The organism is Ferrimonas balearica, assembly GCF_019802055.1.
Classification (GTDB): domain Bacteria; phylum Pseudomonadota; class Gammaproteobacteria; order Enterobacterales; family Shewanellaceae; genus Ferrimonas; species Ferrimonas balearica_A.
The window spans coordinates 884303-907393 of record NZ_JAHVHW010000007.1 but is presented as its reverse complement, the minus strand read 5'-3'; the positions used below and the strand labels follow the sequence as shown (position 1 = coordinate 907393).

Below are 23091 nucleotides of genomic sequence, written 5' to 3'. Positions count from 1 at the left end.
CCTTAGAAGTAGTCGTAACGGAAAGTCAGGCCAAACTGACGCGGATCGCCGTAGCGAACATAAAGCTTGGGTGCCCAGTCTTCGTTCGGCTCGTTGCCAAAGTAGAAACCGCGCACCCCGTACTTCTCGTCAGTCAGGTTGCGTCCCCACAGGTACAGGGCCCAGTTCTGCGCTTCGTAACCCAGCTTGGCATTGAGCAGTGTGTACGCCTCAGACTGCGCATCGTGGCTGTCTGAATAGTAGAAGGCATCGGAACCATTCAGGTTCAGGTTGGTGAACCAACCATTGTCTGCCCGATAGGTGCCCCCCAGGGTGTATTGATAACTCGGCGCGTGGGCCAGTTCGCGCCCGGACAGATCCACCGCGCTGCCATCCGCCTGCGGCAACATGTAATCCTTGTAGCGGGCTTTCAGCAGGCCCAGGGTGCTGTAAAGCTCCAACTGACGAGTGGCCTGCCAGTTCAGTTCCCACTCCAGCCCGTAGTTTTCCGATGCACCGGCATTGTTGGTGTAGAGGAAGAAGCGCTGGGGGTTATCCGGGTCCTGCAGGGACGCCTCCACCTGCTGGTCCTGACGATCCATATAGAAGATCGCCAGGTTGCTGTTGACCGCCCCATCGAACAGGCGGCTTTTCAGACCGATTTCGTAGTTGTACAGAGTCTCGGACTCGAACTCAGTCTGCCCTTCCAGTACCGGCGGCAGGCCCATGTTGAAGCCGCCGGCCTTATAACCCCGGGCGATGCGGAGGTAACCGCGGTTACTGTCACCCAGAGCGCGGCTGGCAGAGAGGTGGCCTCCCCACATGGTTTCCTTGGGATCAAAACTTTCGCCCGCATCGTCGGCATAGTCGCTTTGGCGGTATTCCACCCGAAGGCCCGCCGACAGCTCCCAGGCGCCCAGGCTGCTGTCCAGTTGACCAAACAGGGCGGTGTTCGCGGCCTTATAGTCGCTGATCAGGAACTGGTCGGGAAAGCCGTTGTAGTAGCTTTTCAGGTCGTTATGTTCTTCAAGCTTGCTGTAGTAGACGCCGATCAACCAGTCGGTGGTGCCAGCGAAGATTCGACCCGCTTCACCAGAGGCGAATCGCATCTCCTGACTGATGGTGTCCCGTTTACCCTGTTTGTCCCAGTAGTAGTCGTAGACGCAGGGTTCTGAACCGATGACGTTCCAGGCATCATCGTAGATGGGACAGGTCAGACTGGCCCAGTAATCGGAGTTGGCCCAGTCACCATCGTAGGCGTGCTGTGTGTGACTGTTGGCGTAGCTGGTGATGGCGGTCAGATTAACCGCATCAGAGATGGCCCAGCCCAGCTTCAGTGCCGCACCATTGGTGCGCTGGCTGTCGATGCCTGGCTCATCGGTCAGGGTGGTAAAGCCGTTGTTGTCCAGGGTCCAGGCGTCGTAGCCATTATCCAGGTTGGCGTGCAGGAAGGTCAGATCGGCCTGAAAGTTGTCAGCGGGTAACCAGCGCAGTTTGGCCCGAACGGTGGTTTCATCACGCTGGTTGGTGTCATCCACGCCCAGATAGGCGTTATGGCGGAACCCATCCTGCTGATGACTCTGAACGGCGACCCGGTAGAGCAGTTCGCCGTTGCGGTCGGCGGCACCGGAAGCGTATGCCCCCACCGTCAACTGGTTGTCCTCGGCGACAGTCACTTCCGTGCCCGCTTCGAACACCTCTGTGGGATCATTGCTCTTCAGGTAGATAAGCCCGGCCAGTGCATTGGCGCCATAGCGGGTGCCTTGCGGTCCTCTCAGCACCTCGACCTGTCCCAGATCGAACAGGCTTGCCGCCATGCCAACGCCTGAGAGGTCGATGTCATCCACAATAAAGCCCACGGAGCTATTGGGCGCACCCTGATACTCCTCCTGCTCCCCCACGCCACGGATCTGAAAGTAGCGAGGCCGGGAACTGCCGCCGGACCAGTTCAGATTGGGGATGCGATGGAGGGCGTCTTCGAAGTGCTCACCCCCTTCATCCTCCAACTGCCGGGCATCCAGAACAGTGGCGGACGCCGGCAGCTCTGCCAGAGTCTGGCCGCGAAAATCGGCCACAACGGTGAGGGTTTCCATCGCCTCATCGGCGACAGCAGGGAGAGTGGCCAGCATGGCCAGGGAGAGCATAGTGCGTCTCATGTCCGTGTCATATCTCTATATTGCGGTGCAAAGGACAGATCCGGACGACGGTAACGGGGTGCACGAGGACGCCATTCCTACGCCGGTACAAACCGGATCAGGTTCAACGGGTTCCCTCTGAAGAGGATCTCAGTGCGTGGCACACCCCGTGGCGAAGCGGAGTATATCCAAAAGTGAGGGGATTTGGGACAGCAGGCACAAAAAAGCCCGCCAATTGGCGGGCTCTCGGGAAAGGGGTTTACTTGTTCCAGAGCTTTGGCTCGGTCTCAGTACGATTGTAGTCGTAGGCCAGATAAGCCCAATATGCGAGCCCCAGCGTCAGGAAGGTGGTGATGACACCAGACAGCAGCGGGGTGGAAAACATCACGGGGGAGATATCAAGAATCATGTCGGTCATGGCATTTCTCCAAAAAACAGCAAAAGGGGCGGTCCAATGCCGTAGAATCGTCCGTGAGGGCGGTTGATTTGGCTGCCATTCTAGCGGAAATGCCGACAAAAAAACCGGCAGACATCACAGTCATTGCCGGTTTTAATTGGTGAATTGTAAAGGAGTTTTTCCAGTTCTATTCGTCCGTTGCCCGACGGACATAAATCTCGAATTCGGTGGCTGCAGTAGTAGGAGCGACTGCTGTAACCGGACGTCGTTCGCCCCCATGAAGATTGACCGGACGCCAACTCATGGAGTCCGCTTCCACCGGCATGCCGCTGGCATCAAAGAAGGTGAATTTGTACTGCAGATAGCGGTCGGTACTGACCCGGGAGATCAGCACGGCAGAGGCTTGCAACCGTTCGCCCTGGTAATGCTTCTGCACCTGCTCAATGCTCACCTCTCTTGCCACGCTGCTGGAATCGATGCGCAGCTCAGGACGGTCTGAGCGGGCGGATACCCCCGCTGTAATGGCGCTGCACCCGGTCAAGCACAGCAATAACACCCCAAACCACGCTTTCATCCCTGCCTCCTAGTCGATCAAGAAATGGGCCCTCGCCGTTGCGATGGGCTGCTTCCGATTGGTCTGCCAGCAACTGACGCTGACGTTGGCCACCCGACGCCCCTGACGGGTGATCTTACACTCACAATAGGTTTCACGTGCGTACCCGGCACGCAAGTAATCGATTGAGAAATCAACGATCTTGGGTACACGAGTGGTCTGCATCAACACCATCAACTGGAGAATGGCAGACATCTCCATAAAGCCAGCAATTACGCCACCGTGCAAGGCGGGCAACATGGGATTACCGAGATTTTGCTCTTTGGGCGGCAGACGGAACACCATCTCGTCGCCAAATCGCTCACACGCCATACCGATAAAACGAGCATAGGGCACCAGATCCAGCAAGCGACCATAGTCGTTATCCGCATTGGCTTCCTTGAGCAGCTGTTTTAAGTCCATCACTCCCCCTTCAGCGCCTGGCGGAAGCCATCGGTCATCAACTCGGGACCAATGCGCATAAAGGAGCCTACCGCCTGGGCGATCGGGTCATCCATGGAGTCCTGATAAGCGATGCCCCGGGTAAAGGCGACAGCACTGGTCAACTTGAAGCACTCGGCAAAACCGTACACCGGCTTACCCGGCTCGGCGGCTTTCATGTAGTCCACCCGGAGATCCAGGGTCGGACAAAGCTCAATCTCGCCGCTGGCGTGGGTAACCGCGCACACCACGGCCGCACCGGAAGCGGTATCCATCAGGGTGGTGATCACCCCACCATGCAGTACGCCGGTATCGGGATAGCCCACCAGCTGCTCGTTATAGGGCAACGCCAGCAGCACATGGTGCTCGCTGGCTTCCAGGGTTTGCACCCCAAGCGCCCGGCACTGTGCGAGCTGATCCACAAATCGCGTCGCCAGCCCGGTCAGGGGGAAGAACTCTCTGTTATCGGGTCGCATCATAAGGCCAACATCGGTCCCAGTGGACGGCCACCCACCAGATGCATATGGACATGGAACACCTCCTGCCCACCATGCTGGTTACAGTTGACCAGCAGACGATAGCCATCTTCATCGATGCCCAGTTGCTTGGCCAGCTTGGCCGCCACGGTAAACAGGCGACCCAGCGCCTGCTCGTCCTCGGCAGTCACATCATTGACCGTGGGGATCAGGTGGTTGGGGATGATCAGAATGTGGTGCGGCGCCTTGGGCTGGATGTCCTTAAACGCGGTGACCAGGTCGTCCTGGTAGAGGATCTCCGCAGGGATTTCGCGGCGGACAATCTTGGAGAATAGGGTTTCTTCGGCCATGAAGGGCTCCCAAATCAGGCTGTGGTAAGTCAGCTGTTATTATACGAGCCTGGCGGGAAGAGGAAAATTGGCTGTGATCTCATTCGCTTGTTGAGTGGGTGTCGCCAGCTTTACAGCGTCAGCGGGATTGCCGCCGCTCCAGCCGTTTCTGCTCCTTCCAGCCTCGCCAGAATCCGAACAGGCAAAACAAGCCATACAACATGATCATCAACAGAAAAGGACGAAACAGGGCAAACATCAGCGACTCCATCCGTTATTCCGGGGCAGCATACGTTGCACACTCCACAAATGACGGGATCCTGATCACAATCCAATTGAGTGCAAACCGAGGCTGACAACGCCTTTGCCACCTCGCTACAATCGCTGACAGGAAAACGACCAGGAAGGAAGCTGTCCCTGATGATCCACTACCAGATCCAACCCATTGATCCGCTCGCGCATCGGTTTGCCGTCACCCTGAGACTCAGTCAGGCCAAAGATAAGCAGCAATTTACCCTCCCCGCCTGGTTGCCGGGTAGCTATATGATCCGCGACTTTGCCCGTCATCTGATCGGCGTGCGAGCGCAGCGTCCCACTGGCGAACCGCTGTCCCTGACCCAGTTGGACAAGCAGACCTGGCAGTTGGACGATGCGACCGGTGAAGTGGAATTGCACTATCAGGTATACGCCTGGGACCTGTCAGTGCGGGGCGCTCATCTGGATCAGACTCACGGCTTCTTCAATGGCAGCAGTACCTTCCTTGCGGTCGTCGGACAGGAGCACAAACCGGCCAAAGTCACCCTGCTGGCCCCTGAGGGCGAACAGTACAAAGCGTGGCGGGTGGCCACTGCCATGCGGGAAGCAGGTGCCGAGCGTTACGGCTTCGGCGACTACGAGGCGGATAACTACGACGAGTTGATCGATCACCCGGTGGAGATGGGCACCTTTACCCTGGCCACCTTTGAAGCCGGCGGCGTTCCCCATGATCTGGTGCTGACCGGCCGCCACCTGGCGGATACCGACCGCATCTGTTCCGATCTGAAGAAGATCTGTGAATACCAGATTGAGCTGTTTGGCGGCCAGGCCCCCTACTCCCGCTACCTGTTTATGACCCAGGTGATTGGCAGTGGATTTGGCGGCCTGGAGCACCGTGCCTCTACCGCTCTGGTGTGTGGCCGTGGCGACCTGCCCAGCATCAATGAGCCGGGCATGAGTGAGGGATATCGCACCTTCCTCTCCCTCTGCTCCCATGAGTATTTCCACAACTGGAACGTCAAGCGCATCAAGCCTGAGACCTTTGTCCCCTACGACCTGAGCGAAGAGAGCTACACCCGCCAGTTGTGGGCCTATGAGGGGATCACCTCCTACTACGACGACCTCCTGGTCTACCGTTCCGGCTGCGTCGATAAGGAAACCTACCTGCAGATGGCGGCTGAGGGGATGACCCGCGTAACCCGTGGAGTTGGCCGCTTCAAGCAGTCGCTCCGCGACTCCAGCTTCAACGCCTGGACCAAGTTCTACAAGCAGGACGAAAACGCCCAGAACGCCATTGTCAGCTACTACACCAAAGGGGCCATGTTCGCCTTGATGCTGGACCTGACGCTGCGCATCGAAACCGATGGCGAACGCTCTCTGGATGACCTGATGAAGATGCTGTGGGAGCAGCACGGCAAGCCCGGCATCGGCACCGGTGAGCACACCCATCAGGCAATGATGGCCGAACTGCTGGGTCGGGACGTGTCGGACCTGTTTGCCTATCTGGATAATACCGACGACCTTCCCCTCGAAGCCCTTCTGGCGAAAGTGGGTGTTGAGATGCGGATGCGCGCTGCCAACGGCAACAACGACAAGGGTGGAAAAGGTAAGCCTGCACCCAAAGCGAACCTGGGTGCCCGCTACCGCGCCGACAATTTTGGCGTGCGAATTGAGGCAGTGAGTGAAGGGGGGAACGCTCACCGAGCCGGACTGGCGGCCGGGGATCGTCTGGTCGCCCTGAATGAACTCGAGGTGGCAAGCAACCTGGACAGCCAACTGGAGCGGTACGCCGAAGGTTCGAAATTACCGATCCATTGGTTCCGCCGCGACGAATTGATGTCAGGTACCCTTGAACTCTGTCCAGCGCCCATGGATACTGTGGTTCTGAGCCCCATTGACGGCGAAGACAACTCGCTGTGGTTATGACACCTTTTGGGCAAAACCGGCTCAGTCCGTGCCACCCTTGGGGTGTGCTTACGTTGCCGCACCCCGAAGGGGTTAAGGAGGTACTCAATGCCTGGATCTGATCCCAAACTCGAGCGCTTGTTGCATCGGCGTTTTGAGGGTGCCGAATCCATTGCGGATCTTCGTGAACGGTTGCGCGATGTGGAGGAAGAGCTCCACTCGGTGTTCGCCAACGAACTCTCCCGTTTCGTCGAAAGCAGTGACAACGATGAAAAGCAGCGCGCCTCGTAATTCAGCGCTGTAAGCCCATGAAAAAAGACCGGAACCCCCGGTCTTTTTTGGCTTTTACGCCCTGCGTTAGCAGCCTTAATCGCCTTTCGTTCCTTCGTCGCTAGCCGACTCCATAGGAATCGTGGAACAGGCGCTCCATCTCGCTCAATCACACTTTCGGTGCAGCGCGGAACCGAGCATGGCCGGGCAGCAGAGTGACACTGCCAAACCATAAGCCTCTGAACGACTTATGGTCTGATTCAATACGGAGCGTACTCAGGATTTGAGTTTGGCCAGACCCAGAATGGATGCCTGACTTTTGGGGAGCAGTTCAGAGGGTTCGGAGACAGAGACATCCAGATCACGCAGCAGTCCGTCCGCGAGGTCGTAAACCCAACCATGGATGGTCAGCCCCTGGCCACGCGCCCAGGCGTCTTTGACAATGGTGGTCTGGCAGGTGTTGATCACCTGGGCGATCACATTGAGTTCGCACAGGCGTCGATGCTGCATCTCCGGGGACAGGGCATCCACCTGGTCCCGATGGTCCTCATACACATCACGAACGTGGCGAAGCCAGTTGGTGGCCAGGCCCAGGCGACTGTCGTTCAGTGCGGCCATCACGCCACCGCAACCATAGTGCCCCACCACCATGATGTGCTTCACCTTAAGCACATCCACCGCGTATTGAATCACCGACAGGGCATTCAGGTCCGAATGCACCACCACATTGGCGATGTTACGGTGAACGAAGATCTCCCCGGGCGCCAGATCGATAATCTGATTGGCAGGCACCCGGCTGTCAGAGCAGCCGATCCAAAGGTACTCTGGCGACTGCTGATGCTCCAGTTCAGAGAAAAAGTCCGGGTTATCCGCTTCAATCTGTTTGGCCCACTCGCGATTGCGCTCAAACAGGTGCTGTAAACTCGCCATGCATCCCTCAAGTCTTTGACAAACCGAGCCACTATAACCCCATTCAACCCCAGCAGTGGTCGAAGCAGCGTTCAGACGGTTAATGGTTAGACCGATCTCACGGTTTCCGTATCCTGGGTGGTCGAATCTGCCAGGCAGAGTCGATTACGGCCGCCCTGTTTAGCCTGATATAACGCGGTATCTGCCGCCAGGATCCAATCCGTCTGCACTGTGCTGAACTCTGGCTCCGCCACGAACAGACCGATACTGACCGTAACATGGAGAGGTTCACCATCTGCAGTGAAGCTCAAAGGAGAATCCGCAACTTTACGCCGAAGTGTCTCCAGTTTCGGGATCAACTCTTCCGGACGGCTGTGTGGCAGAAGCAGTACAAACTCCTCACCACCGTAGCGCGCCAGCAGATCCAGCTTGCGGGTGAAGTGGTTTTGGATCAAGGTCACCAGCGACTTCAGGCAATCATCACCCACCAGGTGTCCGTGGTTGTCATTGATCGCCTTGAAGTGATCAATGTCGATCAACGCCAGTCCCAGTTGACCCTCACCACGTACACAGTGTTGCCTTGCCGTCTCAAACTGCTGATCGAAATAGCGGCGATTGTACGCGCCGGTCAAACCATCGCGATGTGCCAATTGGGCCAGTTTGGCGTTAGCGGCCTCCAACTGCGCGGTGCGGGTTGCCACCAACTCCTCCAGTGAGTGCTGATAGGCCCGAAGCGCACTGCGATTGGTTTCCAGCTCATCGTACAGAGTCCGCACCTCCAGTGCGGAACCCCGTGGCAGCGCGGGAAGCCGACTGAGTGGATCCTCCGATTGCTGGCGCTGCATCAGTTTGCGCACCAGAAACTCCAGGGGAGACGTCAGGTAAGCGCCAATCTGACGGGCCAGCAACGTCGCCAGCACCATGCCGATGACCAACAGGCCAATCCCCAGCATGTAGTAGGCTTCCAATCGCTCTGCCAAGGGCCGGTAGGGCAACATCACGTACAAACGCCAGCCATTTGCCAACGTCGTATGGTGATAGAAGTACTCGCCAACGGAGGAGCTTGTGCTGTGGATGTTCATCAATGAGAGATCAAACCCCTCAACCTCCTTAAGCTTCAAAAACTCAAAGGGTGAGAACACATTGAGCTTGAGGATCTCACTGGCATAGATCACCCGGCTTTCACTGTCGGTAAGCACCATCGCCACCTCACCCCAGTGGCTGTGATTGGTGTCATTGGCGATATGAGTGAGATCCAGCGAGCCTTCAACAATGCCCACCGGCTGCAGATCCTCGCCGAGAATGGGCGCGCTGATGGCGACGATGGGATCCTGGCCAAATCCTCGGCCCTGAAGCAGGGCTGAAATATAGGGGCGCCCCTCTGTCATCGGCACTTTGAAGTAGTTTCGATCGGCGACGGACAGCACAGGATTTCCCGCCATCAAATGGCTTGGACTGGCTTGGGTAATCCGCCCTGTGCTGTCGGTCATCAACATGGTGAGGTAGCCGGGATACTGACGATGCAGTTGTTCAAGCGCACCCTGCCACTCATCTTCATACACCCCACGGAGCAGCCACTGACTGGCGTTAAGCACGGCGCGTTGGTGGAAATCCAGATACCGTTGGTATTCGTGGACCAGATGAGCGCTCCGCTCATTCAGATTAAACGCCAGCAACTGCTGCTGCGTGATCACCAGGTTTCGACTGGCCACCAGCATCGAGCCGATAAACACCAGACTCAGCATGACCAGAACGGCGTGAACCAGCTTCTGGCGAAAGGTGCGCAGTACATTGGGCTGCTGACGGATTAGCCGGAACCAGCCACTGGGTATCAGCAAGCTGATTAGCGACGCCAACGCCGTGTAGAGGAAGCCATTGAACCCCTGTTTCACCACAGTGAAAAACTGGTAATCCACCGGAATGGTGAAGAACTGGAGAATCACCAGCGCGGTTATCGGCATTCCAAGGAAACACCAGTAGAACAGGTCGGCATAAAGCAGATACCAGCCACGACGCCGCAGCAGACACACCACCAGAGCTTCCAGGCCGTAGGTCAGGTAAACATAATGGTGGCCCCAGGCCTGGGCCAGACCCGAGATCGCCAGGGCGGCACACCACAAAGTGTAATAAGGGCCGAGCCGACTGGCACAGAGCAGGATCAGAGTGTTGCCCAACACCAGTTCGATGTTGGAGAACAGTGGGACCGGGTAGCAGTTGATGAAGTAACCAAACAGCCCGAGAGCGGTGGAGGTCAGCAGGCGACCAGCAAAAATGCGGTAAGGTGCCAGCGCCTTTTTCCCCATGTCATCGTCCTTGTCGCAGAATATCCGAGTACATCGCTAGACTATATCCGTTAACATGCTGCCCACAAGGGAAAAGCCTCGGTTCGCTCGGAAAATTGGCGGCGGATTGGATTGCAGTCTAGAACTGCAATGAGCTTTCCTTTGGAGCGGACTATGTGGCAACTGCGACGGGCTGGCCTCACTGACATCGCCAGTTTGCAGGCGATACGTCACCGGGTGACGGAATATCCCGCCGACCGGGATCGGCCCGACACTCTCTACGCCCGCTATCTGTCGCGAACCGGCCGGGGCTGGTTAGGCGGCGATAGGCAGGGAGACAAAGGGTTTGTTATCGTCAGCCTGAGTGACGCTGCAATCTGGGCACTCTATGTCGACCCTGTAAGTCAGGGTCAGGGGTTGGGACGCATTCTGCTGCAGCAGGGCTGCCGTTATCTGTTCTGGCGGGGCGCCCGTGAAGTTCACCTTCAAACCGATGCGAATACGGCGGCAATGGGGTTTTACCAACACCTGGGCTGGCGTATCGAACAGCAACATGAAACGGGGCAGGTCAGCCTGATGCTTCCCCGCCCCGTATCGTTACGAAGAGTCCTGCCTTAAGGCGCGAGGCGCTCCACCTGCCACTGATCCTCCTCCAACGTGTAGAGGAAGCGGTCATGCAGGCGTTTGGCTCCACCCTGCCAAAACTCGAAACTGTCCGCCTTGACGCGGTAGCCGCCCCAAAACTCCGGCAGGGGCACCTCACCTTTGGCGAACTTCTGCTTCAGCTCAAGAAACTTGGATTCCAGTACACCCCGTGCCGAGATGGGGGCACTCTGCTGAGACACCCAGGCACCCAACTGACTGTCCCGCGGACGGGTCATAAAGTACTTTAATGCCTCGCCAGCACTGAGCTTCTCCGCCGTGCCAGTGATGTGTATCTGCCGATCCAGGCTCTGCCAGGGGAACAGCAGACTCACCTGGTTGTTATGGGCGATATGCTTGGACTTGCGGCTGCCCAGGTTGGTGTAAAACACAAACCCTTTCTCATCAAACTGCTTCAGCAGCACGATGCGCTGAAATGGGCGGCCCTGCTCATCCACCGTGGCCAGGCTCATGGCGGTCGGGTCCAGTACCTGCGCGTCTTTTGCCTGCCCCAACCAGCGCTCAAACAGCGCCATGGGATCTTCAGGCAGGTCTTTACGACGCAGGCCCCCTTTCAAATACTCTCGACGGATGTCGCTGAGGTCACTCACCGAACATTCCTCCTTCGTGTTAACTGACGAATCATTCTACTCCAGCGTTCGCCCCTCTTTCAGCCCCCTCGCCCGCCGATATTGCTCTGGCGAGGTACCTGCGTGGCGGCGAAACAGCGTGATAAACGCCGACGAGGAACTGTACCCCAGTTCCAGCGCCACCTCTTTGACCGACAGCCCCTTTTTCAGCATCCCCAATGAAGCAAGGAAACGAAGCCGGGAACGCCAGTCACTGAAACTCATGGAGAGGGCCTTCTGACATCGGCGCGCCAGGGTACGCTCTGTGGTGTGGCGACGGCGGGCCCACTGGGCCAGCGTGTCATTGTTCGCCGGATCCGCCTGCAGCGCCTCAAGTATGGGCACCAGCATTGGATCACTGGTGCTGGGCAGATACGCCGCCAAAGGCTCAGCCAGGGCGAGCTGATCCACCAGCACCCGCGCCATCCGACGATCGGCAGGTGTCCTGGGGTGGTCCACCTGGCGGGCGCCAAAGTCGGCAATGATGGCGCGGATCAACGGCGACACCATCAACATGCAGGGCTCATCCGGCAGGTTGCTGGCCCAATCCCGATTGACGTAAACCGCCCGATACGCCACCCGCTGTCGGCTGTAACTGGTGTGTTCAACGTCCGGCGGTATCCAGATGGCGTACTGGGGCGGCGAAAGGAAAAGCTGACCACCCACCGACAGCTCCACCACACCGGCATCCACCATGTTGAGCTGCCCCCAGGGGTGGCTGTGGGGAAGAAAGGTGGTCTCCGGAGCGATCTCTTCGCTATGGATGTAAATGGTGCCCTCTGAGGGGTCCAGAGGCAGGGGGTAGTGATACTGATCGCGCATCTTGTCCGTGTTCCGGCACATCATGTCCGATTCGCGTTATATCATGCGAAAAAGTCACTATACAATGCGCCCGTCTTTTTTCCCCTGTTCCCCCTTTTATCGCGGAGTTTTTGCGTGATCAATCGAGCTTACCTCTATCCTATTGCTGCCGTTGTGTTCTGGGCTGGAAACAACCTTGTCGGCAAGCTCTCGGTGGACGTGATCTCCCCTGCGGCCATCGCGTTTTACCGATGGGCGCTGGCGGCAATGCTGCTCACCCCCTTTGTCCTGCCCTCTGTCTGGCGGGTGCGGCGGATCATCATCAAGAACCTGGGACGCCTGACCATCCTGGCCGCCCTGGGTATTGTGGCGTTTCAAAGCCTGGCGTACCTGGCGGCCGCCAGCACTACGGCCACCAATATGGGCCTGATCGGCGCCCTGGTGCCCCTGATTACTCTGTTGCTCAGTGTCATCATTCTGCGTGATGCGCCAACGGTTGGCGCACTGGTTGGGAGCGCCCTCTCCTTTTTGGGTCTGGCGATCCTGCTTGGTCATGGGCATCCCACCCAGATCCTGGATCAGGGCATGAACCCGGGTGACGCGATGCTGCTGGTCGGTGCGACGGCCTATGCGTTGTATGGTGTTCTGATCAAGCGTTGGATCTTGCCCCTGACCACCTGGCAGTCGCTCTACGTTCAGATCCTGCTGGGGTTGATTTGGCTCTCTCCGGCAGCGGTATTGAGCCCCTCAATGACCTTGAGCCAGGAGGCTCTGCCACTGGTACTCTATGCGGGCATCTTCGCCTCCGTGCTGGCGCCATTCTGCTGGATGCAGGGTATCGCCAAACTGGGGGCCAGCCGCAACGCCAACTTTATGAACCTGGTGCCGGTCCTCACCACCGCCAGCGCCATCCCGCTGCTGGGCGAGAGCATCCACGGCTATCACCTGCTTGGCGGCGGTCTGGCACTGGGTGGTGTATGGCTCTCGCAAAAATTGAAGAAAACTTTGTGGGCACGCACGCCGGAACCCGCTTAAACTGTTGTTAAGCATTGGTTAACTCACTATGGCGCTATGCGATTTCTGCTTTTGCTGTTGTGGGGTGTTTGTAGCCTGATACAGGCCCGCCCCTACGACCCCGGTTTTGCCCTCAAGGCCGGGGGATTCTGGGCCGACGTGGACTCCAGCTTTGGGGCCGTGATTACCGGAGCGGGTGACCCCATCCGCATCGACTTCGAGTCCGACCTCGCTCTGGAAGAGTCCAAGTTCAGCCCCTTCTTTGAACTCACCTACCGGTTCAATGAGCGCCATATGCTGGCGCTGAACTACATCACCCTCCACCGCAACGCCGAAACCGTCCGCAGCGAAAAGAGCTATGAGTTCACCTGGGAGGGGGAGACCTACCGGGTAAATTCCGGTGCTTTCGTCAACTCCCAGCTGGACATCGACATCTACCAAATCACCTACGGCTACAGCTTTTTCCAGAGCGACAAGTACGGCGTGATGGGGACAGTGGGCGCTCATGTGATGGACATCGACGCCCGCATCGGTGGCCAGTTGGAGATCGTCTCCGATGATGGCGTCAACACCATCACAGAAACCAACGCCATTGGCAAAGTCACCGCTCCCCTGCCCAACGTCGGTCTGACACTGGCCTGGCAAGCCGCCGATCGCCTTCTTTTGCTCGCCAACGCCCAATACCTGCGCGTCAGTTTTGATGACTACAAAGGTCGCCTGCTCGACCTCCGTCTCCAGGCCAGCTACTACTTCACCCAAAAGCTGGCTTTCGCTGTTGCCTGGCAGGATTACGGGGTCAAGGTGGATGAGGAGCGCCGCTTCAGCAATGTGGACGTCAAGTTCAACTACCGGGGTCCCGCGGTGATGCTGATCTACGAATTCTGAGCCCTCCGGGCTGCCCCTAACGCCATACCGCAGCAATGTACGAGCTGCGCAGGCGCCGCCCCCCTCGACTAGGATAAGAGCATCATCCAAAAGGAGCTTCACCATGAAAATCCATACGCGATTCGCCCTGATGATCCTTCCACTGCTGCTGGCAGGCCCGGCACTGGCCGCGCACCACGAAATGCCCAAAGAGATGGTGGTGCCATGCAAAGACAAAGCCGAGGGGGACGCCTGCCAGTTCAGTCGCCAAAGTGGCGATGAGATTACCGGTGTGTGCCAAAGCGCCAACGACACACTGTTCTGCCATCCGGAAGGAAAGGGGCGGGACAAAGCGGCTCAGCAGTTGATGGTGGCCTGTGAAGATAAATCCGTTGGCGATGCCTGTGTCCTGTCCGGTCAGGGCGGCAACGAAATGGCAGGCCAGTGCATGGAGCACCCTTCAGGTAAGTTGATGTGTCATCAGCAGAAATCTGAAAAGCCCTGAGGCAGTCTGGTCTCCCAACTCATCTCACGCCGGGACTCTTTCCCGGCGTTTTACTTCCTTGACCAAGCTGTGAAAAATCCGTTTACACCTTGTTTTTTCCCATCCTTTGACGCTTCTGGGATCGCTGGTTAGTATCCCAATGTCACAATTGCCTCCTCTCCATAAGGATACGTGGATGAAAAAGCTGATTATTGGTGGCCTGTGCGCCTCCGCACTGGTACTTGCCGCCTGCAGTCAAACTGAAACTGCTCAGACCCCGACCGCTGAAGCGGTGCAGAAAGCGCTGGGCTCAGGCATCGAGCTGCAAAACTTCGATAGCAGCATCCGCCCTCAGGACGACTTCTACGGCTACGTTAACGGCACCTGGCTGAAAACCGCCGAGATCCCGTCTGATCGCACCACCACTGGCGCCTTCTACGACCTGCGCGAAAAAGCCCAGGCCGACGTTAAGGCGATCATCGAAGAACTGGCCGCCACCGAAGGGTTGAAAGCGGGCAGTGACGAGCAGAAAGTGGCTGACCTCTACCGCTCCATGATGGACACCGACACCATCGAGCAGTTGGGCATTACCCCGCTTAAAGGCGAATTCGACACCATCGCCGCGCTGAAGAGCAAAGATGACCTGGCCGCCTACTTCGCGCGCAGCCAGACCATTGGCGGCGGCACGCCGCTGGCCTTCTACGTCAGCGTCGACGCCAAAGACTCCAGCCGTTACGCCACCCACATCTGGCAGTACGGCCTGTCCCTGCCGGACCGAGACTACTACTTCAACGACGCCGAGCGTTTCCAGAAGATCCGTGATGGCTACGTAGCCCACATCGAAAAGATGTTTGAGCTCGCCGGCCTGCCCAACCCGAAAGCCAGCGCCCAGACCGTGATGGCCATCGAGACCGACCTGGCCAAGCACCACTGGACCCGCGTTGAAAGTCGCGACAGCGAGAAGCGCTACAACAAGTATGCGGTTGCCGATCTGGCCAAGCTGACCGACGGCTTCAACTGGTCCCGTTACCTGGAGACCATGGGTGTTGCCGATCAGGCTGACATCATCATCAACCAGCCCAGCTACATCGAAGGGTTTGGCGAGGTGTTTAACGATCACTCCCTGGAGGAGTGGAAAACCTACGCGACCTGGCACACCCTGACCGCGTTCGCGGGCCAGCTGAGCGCCGACCTGGATAACGAAAACTTCGACTTCTTCGCCCGCCAACTGAACGGTCAGGCCGAGCAGAAAGCCCGTTGGAAGCGCGGCGTAGACAAGGTGAACGGTGATCTTGGCGAGGTCGTGGGCAAGGTGTACGTGAAGCGTCACTTCACCCCCGAAGCCAAGGCACGTATGAGCGAACTGGTAGAAAACCTGCGTCGCGCCTACGGCGAGAGCATCGATGATCTGGAATGGATGAGCCCGGAAACCAAGGTGAAAGCCAAAGAGAAACTGGCCGCCTTTACCCCGAAGATCGGTTACCCGGATCGCTGGCAGGACTACTCCACCCTCGAAGTGAAAGCCGATGATCTGGTGGGCAACTCCATGCGCGCCGCTCAGTGGCAGCACCAGCAGGAGATCGCCAAGCTGGGCGGCCCGATCCAGAAGTGGGAGTGGCACATGACTCCCCAGACGGTGAACGCCTACTACAACCCCACCATGAACGAGATCGTGTTCCCGGCCGCCATCCTGCAACCGCCCTTCTTTAACATGGAAGCGGAAGATGCCGTGAACTACGGCGGGATCGGCGCGGTCATCGGTCACGAAATGGGCCACGGCTTCGATGACCAGGGCTCCCGCTACGACGGCGACGGTAACCTGAAGAACTGGTGGACCGAAGATGACCTCAAGGCGTTTCAGGAGCGCGGTTCCAAGCTGGTTAAGCAGTACGCCGCCTATCAGGTGTTCGAAGACCTGAACGTGAACGGCAAACTGACTCTGGGTGAGAACATCGGCGACCTTTCCGGCGCCACCATCGCCTACCGCGCCTATCAGATGGCTCTGGATGGCAAAGACGCTCCGGTCATTGATGGTCTGAGTGGCGACGAGCGTTTCTTTATCGGCTTTACCCAGATCTGGCGTGCCAAGTACAAGGAGCAGGCGCTGCGTAACCGTGTAGCGACCGACCCGCACTCCCCGTCTCAGTTCCGCGCCAATGGCCCGCTGGCCAACATGCCGGAGTTCTACGAGACCTACAACGTACAGCCCACCGACGCGATGTATATCGCACCGGAAGATCGGGTGAAGATCTGGTAATCCAGACAAGATGGATAACGCCCCCCTCGTGGGGGCGTTTTTTTGAGGGAACAAAAGATGAGAGTTCATTCATTCTGGCTGCTGGCCACCCTGCTCAGCAGCCCGGCCCAAAGTGGCGAGACCCTGATCCACGCCGGCCAGTTGATCGACGGTATCAGCGACCAACCCCGCCAACAGGTCACCGTTGTGGTCGAGGGCAACCGCATCCTGGAGGTCCTCTCCGGCTACCGCAGCCCCAGCGACGAGCAGCAGCTTATTGACCTGAGCGACCACACCCTGATGCCCGGGCTGATGGACATGCACACCCACGTGGACATGGTGCTGAGCGGCGACAGCTACGGCGAAGCGTTCTTTATCGACCCGGCGGACAGAGCGCTGCGGGCGACAGACTACACCGAAGCGACCCTGATGGCCGGATTTACCACGGTTCGTAACCTCGGGGGCACCGTGGCCCTAAGCCTGCGTGATGCCATCAACGCCGGTCATATTCTGGGTCCCCGCATCTATGCGGCTGGCACCGCCATCGCCACCACCGGCGGACACGGCGACCCCACCAATGGCCTCAACCAGGAGCTGTCCAGCCTGAAAGGGAAACCCGGCCCTGCAGAAGGTGTGATCTCCGGCCCTCACCAGGCTCGCGATGCCATCCGCCAGCGTTACAAGGACGGGGCAGACGTGATCAAACTGACGGTGACCGGCGGCGTACTGAGCCTGGCCAAAAGTGGCGATAATCCCCAGTTTATGGCGGACGAGATGGAAGCGATCATGGCGGCCGCCCGGGACTACAACTACGTGGTAGCCGTTCACGCCCACGGGGCTGAGGGCATGAAACGTGCGGTGATGGCCGGTGTCGATTCCGTAGAACACGGCACCTACATGAACGACGAAGTGATCCGTCTGATGAAGAAGAACGGCACCTGGTATGTGCCCACCATCAGTGCCGGTCGATACGTGGCCGAGCACGCCGAGCAGTACCCAGCCATCGTTCGGCCGAAAGCCAAGGCGGTGGGACCGCAGATCCAGGCCACCTTTGCCAAAGCCTATGCCGAAGGCGTCAGGATCGCATTTGGTACCGATGCGGGAGTCTTCCCTCACGGTGAAAATGGCCAGGAGTTTATCTATATGGTGGAAGCTGGCATGCCGCCGATGGCCGCGATTCAGTCCGCCACCATCAATGCCGCCACCCTACTCAGGATTGACGACCAACTGGGATCGGTTGAACCGGGCAAACTGGCGGATCTGGTGGCGGTCAAAGGGGATCCTTTAACCGCCATCCAGTTGATGACCGACGTCCGCTTCGTTATGAAGGATGGTCAAGTGGTTAAAGCGGACTGAGGCTTAGCCGTCGTTATCCAGCAGACTGCAGCCGCAGATGGCGGTGCTGGGCAGGAAAAAGACGATGGCGTAGTCCGCTTCTCTGTCTCGGTGGAGCAGTCGCAGGGTGAGGTTGTGCACCCCCTGCTCCGCCAGATTCCGCTGACTGAACGAACGCAGGTAAGCCATATGCTGCGGCAGCGGCTGGGACTCATCCTCCACCAGCACCCGGCTTTCGTTGAGGCTCAGTGCATAGACATCTTCCACATGGTTGGCATCCAGTACCTTACCCCTCATGCTGATGGTGCCCACCGGGATGCCATCGTGCATAAAGTAGCGGTAGTTGATGCTGGCCCGGTCGCCCTGCAGCATGAAGTCCGCGATCATGTAGAACTGGTCCTGCTTCTCTCCCACCAGCCGATTCTCAACCAGTTCGTTGCGACAGGAGAGCACCAGATTGGTGGCTTCCGTCTGGGTTGGCCAGGACCAGCCTGTTAACAGCCACAGGGCCATCAAGCCCGCTAAAATCCGCTTAATCACAGAGATTCACCTCCTCCAGCCATTGAGGCGACACAAAGGTCGGCTCAGAGCGGAAATCACTGATCTTGAAGTTACGCAGGCGAGTGCGCCCATCCTCCTCCCCCTGGAAGGTCAGGTTCAGCACCTGCCCATCGTTGGACCGAGCGAGAAACAGACGTTGCCAGGGAGTTTGCGGACAGCGTTCAAGCTTGGACGCCAGCTTAAGTCGGATCTCGTCGAGCAGGTCCTGGTTCAGATCGACCGCACTGACGCGAATAATGGAAATGGAATGATTCTGACCGCTGACGATCTCCAACACATCCTGCTTGGGCAGGATCGGCTTAATAACCGGAGGCATCGGCCACCACCACAGCAGGCCAGCTACCACGGCCATCACGGCGATCAGGCCGAAGGCCATCGGCTGACTGGGACGGCCCAGTTTGAGGGGGGTACGGGTGACCGGCTGCGGGGTCTCTTTTTCCGCCTCCAGCGCCAACCGGTAGCCTTTACCCGGTACCGTCTGAATCAGCGCCGTTCCCTCATCACCAATAAAATGGCGCAGGGTAAACACCGCTTTGACAACCGCAGAGCCACTCATCACCGGCTCCGCCTCACCGCCGCCGCGCAGGCGCTCCTTACTGAGGGGAATGCCGGGGTGATCCACCAGCTGAGTAAGCACCAAAAACTCGGCTCGGGGCAAAGGCCACCGCTCGCCGTCCTCTATGCGCTCTAACAGCGCTTGTTGTCGATGGAAGTGTACACTCCCCAATCGCATCCCTGGCATCGCCTTTATGTTGGGTAATGGTTGATGATCCACAGTGTAAAATCTTGTCCCAAAATTTCCCCAAACCCGGTCACATTCCAGTAAAGCACCCCCATAAACTCACGCTAAAAAAAGGGGCTTTCGCACCAAAATTTGCTCTGGATCAAACCCCGCGGACGGTAATGACGGCGAATAATTTTGAGTAATTGCGATTATTTCGACACTAATGAACAAATAGTCGCAAATAGTTGGTTAATTACTCGGTAAATTAGCAGTTGGTAATGTCTTGGCACCATCCTCAGCCACACACTTTTCCCCCATTTCCAACCCGCCAATTACTGTGATCCCCTTCATGTCACCTCGAATCGCTCTGCCCAACACTGAACTCAAGCGCCAAGCAGCGCCAATACGAGCGCCAAGCAGCGCCATTTACCCAAGCAAGAACGATGAAAGGTGACCATTATGACCATGGACAGACGACAAGCCCTTACTCACATCATTGGCATTTCCGGTGCGGCAGCGGGCTCCGTACTGATGGCCAACCCTGTACTGGCGGCAACTTCCACTGCTGAAGGCTGGAGCCTTCAACTGAAAGAGCGCCTCGCTTACGCCAAACTGGATCCGCACGCCGTCGCTAAAGCGGCCTATGAAGCTGGTAACGGCTGTATGTATCAGGTGTTCCATGGTCTGGTTGCCAGCCTGGCCGCGTCCAGCTCTGTAGACGCCGCCAAGTTTGCTCAAATCCCGACTGCCATGGCGCACTATGGTTACGCTGGCATCCTGGGCGAAGGCTCCGTATGCGGTAACGTCAACGCTACCGGTATGCTGTTTAACCTGCTCTCCATCAACGGTGAGCCGGCCAACCCCTACCTGACTCGCGTACTGCGCTACTACGAGCAGGAAGCCCTGCCGCTGCGTGACGAAGCGTTCCTGAACGCCATTGGCGCTAACACCGAAGAGAAGAAAGCCGCAGTGGGCAAACCCACCGTTGCAGGCAGCGTACTGTGCCACTCTTCCATCACCAACTGGGCACGTGAGAACGGTAAGAACGCGGCAGAAAAAGGCGAACGCTGCTCCGAACTGTCCGCTACTATCGCCTACCAGATCGTTGTAATTCTGAACAAAGCGATGGACGGTGAAGACCTGAGCGGCATCAACGACATCACCGACACTGTTGGCAGCTGCCAGACTTGTCACACCAAGGCCGAAAGCTTTGGCCCGAGCGTCATGACCAATATGGAGTGTGATGTTTGCCACGGCGGACACTAAGGAGCGAGCCATGAAACGGATCATTAACCCACGCAGCGCAATTCTGCTGCTGGCTGCTCTGGGCCTTGCCGCCTGCGGCAGCGACAGCGACAGCAACGACACTCCGCCACCTCCAGTAGAGCCGGACAGCATCAGCATTGCTGACACCACCACTCTGGATCTGGCCATTACCCAGTTCGACGGCCCTGGCGGCGCAGTCAGCTTCACCCTGACGGGGGACGGCCAGCTCCCGGTCACCGGAGCCAGTCAGTTCCAGGTGCTCTTTATGGGGTATCCCGCCGCCGGGCCCACCTCTACCAAGTACGGCCTGAGCTGGCACCAGACTGCGCCGATGGACTGCACTGACCCTGCCGCCCACTGCGATGCTGTACTGACTGAGACCGCACCGGGTACCTACGAGTTACTGGCCACTGGTTTGGACTGGCGCAACGAAATCGAAGATTTCCGCGCGGTCATGGCCATCCACGGCGCCCAGGTCACTACTGACCCGGTATGGACTGACTGATAAACCCTCGTCCACTGCAAGCTTGCCGGAGTGCTCTGCACTCCGGCTTTTTTATGCCCTGACACCACTTGGCAAATCCGGCTGGCTCGACTTCACTTTGGCCAGAGTCCGCCCCACAAGGAATTGCCATGACTGCCCGCAACGCACTCCTGCCATTCAGCCTGATGGCACTACTGATGCTGCTTGCCACTCCAACAAAGGCCAACTCGCTGCCCAATATGTTGAACATCACCGAATGGCCGGTTGAGTGGGGCGGACGCCCCAGAGATCCCTACGTGGCCCCCGATGGTGAGGTGTGGTTTTGCGGCCAGAGCGGCAACTATCTGGCGCGCTTCGATCCGCAGGCAGAGACTTTCACTAAAGTCTCTATCGATGAAGGTACCCATCCGCACAATCTTATCGTCGCCGGTGACGGCACCGTCTGGTACGCCGGCAACAAGAATGCCCTGATAGGTGCCCTCAACCCCAAAACCGGTAAAGTGACCCGTCACCCAATGCCGAAGGGCGTCACCGATCCCCACACTCTGGTGTTCCATCCCGATGGCCATATCTGGTTTACCGCGCAAAGAAGTAATGCCATCGGCCGACTCAATCCCGAAACCGGTGAGATCAAACTGGCCCGCATCGCCGGGGCGGACACCCGCCCCTACGGCATCAAGGTCGCGCCCGACGGCGTGGTCGTCGCGGTATTGTTCGGTACCAACAAACTCGCTCTGGTTCAGCCGGACACCCTGGCAATAATGGAAATCACACTGCCCTCCCCCCACTCCCGCCCCCGCAGGCTGGAGATCACCCCCGATGGTGACATCTGGTACGCCGACTACAGCGGCGGCACACTGGGCCACTACAACCGGGAATCCGGAAAGTTCACCGACTACCCTCTGCCAGCTGGTCCCCAAAGCCAGCCTTATGGTACCGCCCTGGATGGCGAAGGCGTGGTTTGGGTAGCGCAAACCGGGGTGCAACCCAACCGCATCGTCGGCTTTGACACCCAATCCAGACGTTTTGTCAGCGAATCGGTTGTGCCCAGCGGAGGCACCGTCAGGCATATGATGTACGACGAAAAAACCGGTGCATTCTGGTTTGGGGTGGACAGCGGATTCCTCGCCCGGGGCAAGCCACACTGGCAATAACTGGGCAATCTCTGTTCAGAGGCGTACAATCGGCGGATGCGATTTTTCCCGATCCTGGCGTCGCTGCTGCTGGCTCTCAGCCTGTCAGGCTGTCCCATGCCGCCAGAGCATGCCATTACCCTCGACCTTCCGGCACCGACCGCTCAGGCCCTACCGGATGACGATCTGCGCCTGCTGAACTGGAACATCTACAAGCAGTTGGACAACCCCCAGTGGCAGCACGAGTTCGGCGGGTTGATGAACGAGTATCGTCCCCAGTTGGTGACCCTGCAGGAGACCAACCTCCCCTCGGTGCTGATGCCACCGTTGACCGCCGAGCACGGCTACGTGTTTGCCCCCAACCTGGTGCTGAACGAGCGCACCCTCTCCGGCGTAATGACGGCGGCGACCATCAGCCCAATGGACCAGTTATCTCTGCTTTCAGACGTGACGGAGCCGATCAGCAACACGCCGAAAGTCGCCCTGCTCACCGAATACCAGCTTGAGCCCTCTGGCAAGGTGCTGCTGGTGGCCAACATTCACGCCATCAACTTTGTCAGCAACCGGGACTTCTCTACCCAAGTCAAAGCGCTGGAGCGGCGACTGAGCAAGCATCGTGGCCCCATTATTCTGTCGGGAGACTTCAATACCTGGAGCTCGTCGCGTCTGGCGCTGCTGGGGCAGGCCACCGTCCGTTTAGGGTTGCAGCCCGTCAGCTTCAGTAACGATGAGCGCACCCGGTTTTTTGGCAGTCCTCTGGACCACATCTTCCACAGCGTTGATCTGGCGGTTATCCCCGGCAGCGCACAGGTATTCGACAACACCGACAGTTCTGACCACCGACCCATGGTCGTCGGCTTCCGCTACCAGGGAGCAGGCTATGCGGACGCGGAAAATGGCAGTAAGCTAGAGACCAACTCCTTGCAAACTGTTGAGTGACAACCCCTT

25 protein-coding genes and 1 riboswitch are annotated in these 23091 nt (G+C 58.2%); of the genes, 12 read left to right on the top strand and 13 right to left on the bottom strand.

Annotated features, from left to right (window positions below):
* Positions 1-2 precede the first annotated feature (2 nt).
* From KUV52_RS11750 to KUV52_RS18885, 7 genes are all read right to left on the bottom strand, one after another.
* Positions 3-2135, bottom strand: a complete 2133-nt coding sequence (locus KUV52_RS11750; RefSeq protein ID WP_222526124.1) for a TonB-dependent receptor — start codon at positions 2133-2135, stop codon at positions 3-5.
* A 57-nt stretch (positions 2136-2192) separates the two neighbouring features.
* A riboswitch (TPP riboswitch) is annotated at positions 2193-2294 on the bottom strand.
* Positions 2295-2373: 79 nt separating this feature from the next.
* Positions 2374-2532, bottom strand: coding sequence for a hypothetical protein (locus KUV52_RS11745; protein ID WP_222526123.1), 159 nt, complete (start codon positions 2530-2532; stop codon positions 2374-2376).
* A 166-nt stretch (positions 2533-2698) separates the two neighbouring features.
* Complete coding sequence (locus tag KUV52_RS11740; protein ID WP_222526122.1) at positions 2699-3085, bottom strand: DUF1425 domain-containing protein; 387 nt, start codon at positions 3083-3085, stop codon at positions 2699-2701.
* A 9-nt stretch (positions 3086-3094) separates the two neighbouring features.
* Positions 3095-3526, bottom strand: a complete 432-nt coding sequence (locus KUV52_RS11735; RefSeq protein WP_222526121.1) for a PaaI family thioesterase — start codon at positions 3524-3526, stop codon at positions 3095-3097.
* Positions 3526-4023 carry a PaaI family thioesterase gene (locus KUV52_RS11730; RefSeq protein ID WP_222526120.1) on the bottom strand — a complete coding sequence of 166 codons (498 nt, stop codon included), beginning with the start codon at positions 4021-4023 and terminating at the stop codon, positions 3526-3528. The genes KUV52_RS11735 and KUV52_RS11730 overlap by 1 nt, the downstream gene beginning before the upstream one ends.
* Positions 4020-4370, bottom strand: coding sequence for a purine nucleoside phosphoramidase (gene hinT, locus KUV52_RS11725; RefSeq protein WP_222526119.1), 351 nt, complete (start codon positions 4368-4370; stop codon positions 4020-4022). The genes KUV52_RS11730 and hinT overlap by 4 nt, the downstream gene beginning before the upstream one ends.
* Before the next feature lie 118 nt (positions 4371-4488).
* Complete coding sequence (locus KUV52_RS18885) at positions 4489-4620, bottom strand: hypothetical protein (protein WP_261389972.1); 132 nt, start codon at positions 4618-4620, stop codon at positions 4489-4491.
* A gap of 149 nt (positions 4621-4769) precedes the next feature.
* On the opposite strand from KUV52_RS18885, the gene KUV52_RS11720 reads away from it, so the two are divergent.
* Positions 4770-6530: a M61 family metallopeptidase gene (locus KUV52_RS11720; protein WP_222526118.1), complete on the top strand. Its 1761-nt coding sequence runs from the start codon at positions 4770-4772 to the stop codon at positions 6528-6530.
* A gap of 87 nt (positions 6531-6617) precedes the next feature.
* Positions 6618-6800 carry a hypothetical protein gene (locus KUV52_RS11715; protein WP_222526117.1) on the top strand — a complete coding sequence of 61 codons (183 nt, stop codon included), beginning with the start codon at positions 6618-6620 and terminating at the stop codon, positions 6798-6800.
* Between the two features lie 255 nt (positions 6801-7055).
* Here the strand turns inward: KUV52_RS11715 and can are convergent, their stop codons facing one another.
* Positions 7056-7709 carry a carbonate dehydratase gene (gene can / locus KUV52_RS11710; protein WP_222526116.1) on the bottom strand — a complete coding sequence of 218 codons (654 nt, stop codon included), beginning with the start codon at positions 7707-7709 and terminating at the stop codon, positions 7056-7058.
* Positions 7710-7795: 86 nt separating this feature from the next.
* Entirely contained in the window at positions 7796-9991 is a 2196-nt protein-coding gene (locus KUV52_RS11705) for a diguanylate cyclase (RefSeq protein ID WP_222526115.1), read from the bottom strand.
* Positions 9992-10144: 153 nt separating this feature from the next.
* On the opposite strand from KUV52_RS11705, the gene KUV52_RS11700 reads away from it, so the two are divergent.
* Positions 10145-10588, top strand: a complete 444-nt coding sequence (locus KUV52_RS11700; RefSeq protein ID WP_222526114.1) for a GNAT family N-acetyltransferase — start codon at positions 10145-10147, stop codon at positions 10586-10588.
* On the opposite strand, the gene pdxH is transcribed toward KUV52_RS11700, so the two are convergent.
* Together pdxH and KUV52_RS11690 are read right to left on the bottom strand one after the other, a co-directional pair.
* The gene (gene pdxH / locus KUV52_RS11695) at positions 10585-11223 is read right to left on the bottom strand and encodes a pyridoxamine 5'-phosphate oxidase (RefSeq protein ID WP_222526113.1); all 639 of its coding nucleotides are present in this window, start codon (positions 11221-11223) and stop codon (positions 10585-10587) included. The two genes, KUV52_RS11700 and pdxH, sit on opposite strands and share 4 nt — an antisense overlap.
* A 36-nt stretch (positions 11224-11259) precedes the next feature.
* Positions 11260-12063: an AraC family transcriptional regulator gene (locus KUV52_RS11690; RefSeq protein WP_222526112.1), complete on the bottom strand. Its 804-nt coding sequence runs from the start codon at positions 12061-12063 to the stop codon at positions 11260-11262.
* A 114-nt stretch (positions 12064-12177) separates the two neighbouring features.
* On the opposite strand from KUV52_RS11690, the gene KUV52_RS11685 reads away from it, so the two are divergent.
* The 5 genes from KUV52_RS11685 (at position 12178) to KUV52_RS11665 (ending at position 17996) form a co-directional block, all read left to right on the top strand.
* Positions 12178-13077 (top strand): DMT family transporter, encoded by a 900-nt coding sequence (locus KUV52_RS11685; protein WP_222526111.1) that lies wholly within the window; start codon positions 12178-12180, stop codon positions 13075-13077.
* Positions 13078-13113: 36 nt separating this feature from the next.
* Positions 13114-13941, top strand: a complete 828-nt coding sequence (locus KUV52_RS11680) for a hypothetical protein (protein ID WP_222526110.1) — start codon at positions 13114-13116, stop codon at positions 13939-13941.
* 103 nt (positions 13942-14044) lie between these two features.
* A complete protein-coding gene (locus tag KUV52_RS11675; protein WP_222526109.1) occupies positions 14045-14425 on the top strand; it encodes a hypothetical protein in 381 nt (126 codons plus the stop codon).
* A 175-nt stretch (positions 14426-14600) separates the two neighbouring features.
* A complete protein-coding gene (locus KUV52_RS11670) occupies positions 14601-16661 on the top strand; it encodes a M13 family metallopeptidase (RefSeq protein WP_222526108.1) in 2061 nt (686 codons plus the stop codon).
* Between the two features lie 57 nt (positions 16662-16718).
* Positions 16719-17996: a metal-dependent hydrolase family protein gene (locus tag KUV52_RS11665; protein WP_222526107.1), complete on the top strand. Its 1278-nt coding sequence runs from the start codon at positions 16719-16721 to the stop codon at positions 17994-17996.
* A 3-nt stretch (positions 17997-17999) separates the two neighbouring features.
* On the opposite strand, the gene KUV52_RS11660 is transcribed toward KUV52_RS11665, so the two are convergent.
* Together KUV52_RS11660 and KUV52_RS11655 are read right to left on the bottom strand one after the other, a co-directional pair.
* Positions 18000-18515 carry a hypothetical protein gene (locus tag KUV52_RS11660; protein WP_222526106.1) on the bottom strand — a complete coding sequence of 172 codons (516 nt, stop codon included), beginning with the start codon at positions 18513-18515 and terminating at the stop codon, positions 18000-18002.
* Positions 18508-19269: a transcriptional regulator gene (locus tag KUV52_RS11655; protein WP_222526105.1), complete on the bottom strand. Its 762-nt coding sequence runs from the start codon at positions 19267-19269 to the stop codon at positions 18508-18510. Before KUV52_RS11655 ends, KUV52_RS11660 begins: the two co-directional genes overlap by 8 nt.
* A 450-nt stretch (positions 19270-19719) precedes the next feature.
* On the opposite strand from KUV52_RS11655, the gene KUV52_RS11650 reads away from it, so the two are divergent.
* The 4 genes from KUV52_RS11650 (at position 19720) to KUV52_RS11635 (ending at position 23082) form a co-directional block, all read left to right on the top strand.
* Positions 19720-20526 (top strand): cytochrome C, encoded by an 807-nt coding sequence (locus KUV52_RS11650; protein ID WP_222526104.1) that lies wholly within the window; start codon positions 19720-19722, stop codon positions 20524-20526.
* Between the two features lie 10 nt (positions 20527-20536).
* Positions 20537-21031, top strand: a complete 495-nt coding sequence (locus tag KUV52_RS11645) for a hypothetical protein (RefSeq protein ID WP_222526103.1) — start codon at positions 20537-20539, stop codon at positions 21029-21031.
* Positions 21032-21159: 128 nt separating this feature from the next.
* Entirely contained in the window at positions 21160-22164 is a 1005-nt protein-coding gene (locus tag KUV52_RS11640) for a lyase (RefSeq protein ID WP_261389971.1), read from the top strand.
* Between the two features lie 36 nt (positions 22165-22200).
* The gene (locus KUV52_RS11635) at positions 22201-23082 is read left to right on the top strand and encodes an endonuclease/exonuclease/phosphatase family protein (RefSeq protein WP_222526102.1); all 882 of its coding nucleotides are present in this window, start codon (positions 22201-22203) and stop codon (positions 23080-23082) included.
* Positions 23083-23091: the final 9 nt, after the last annotated feature.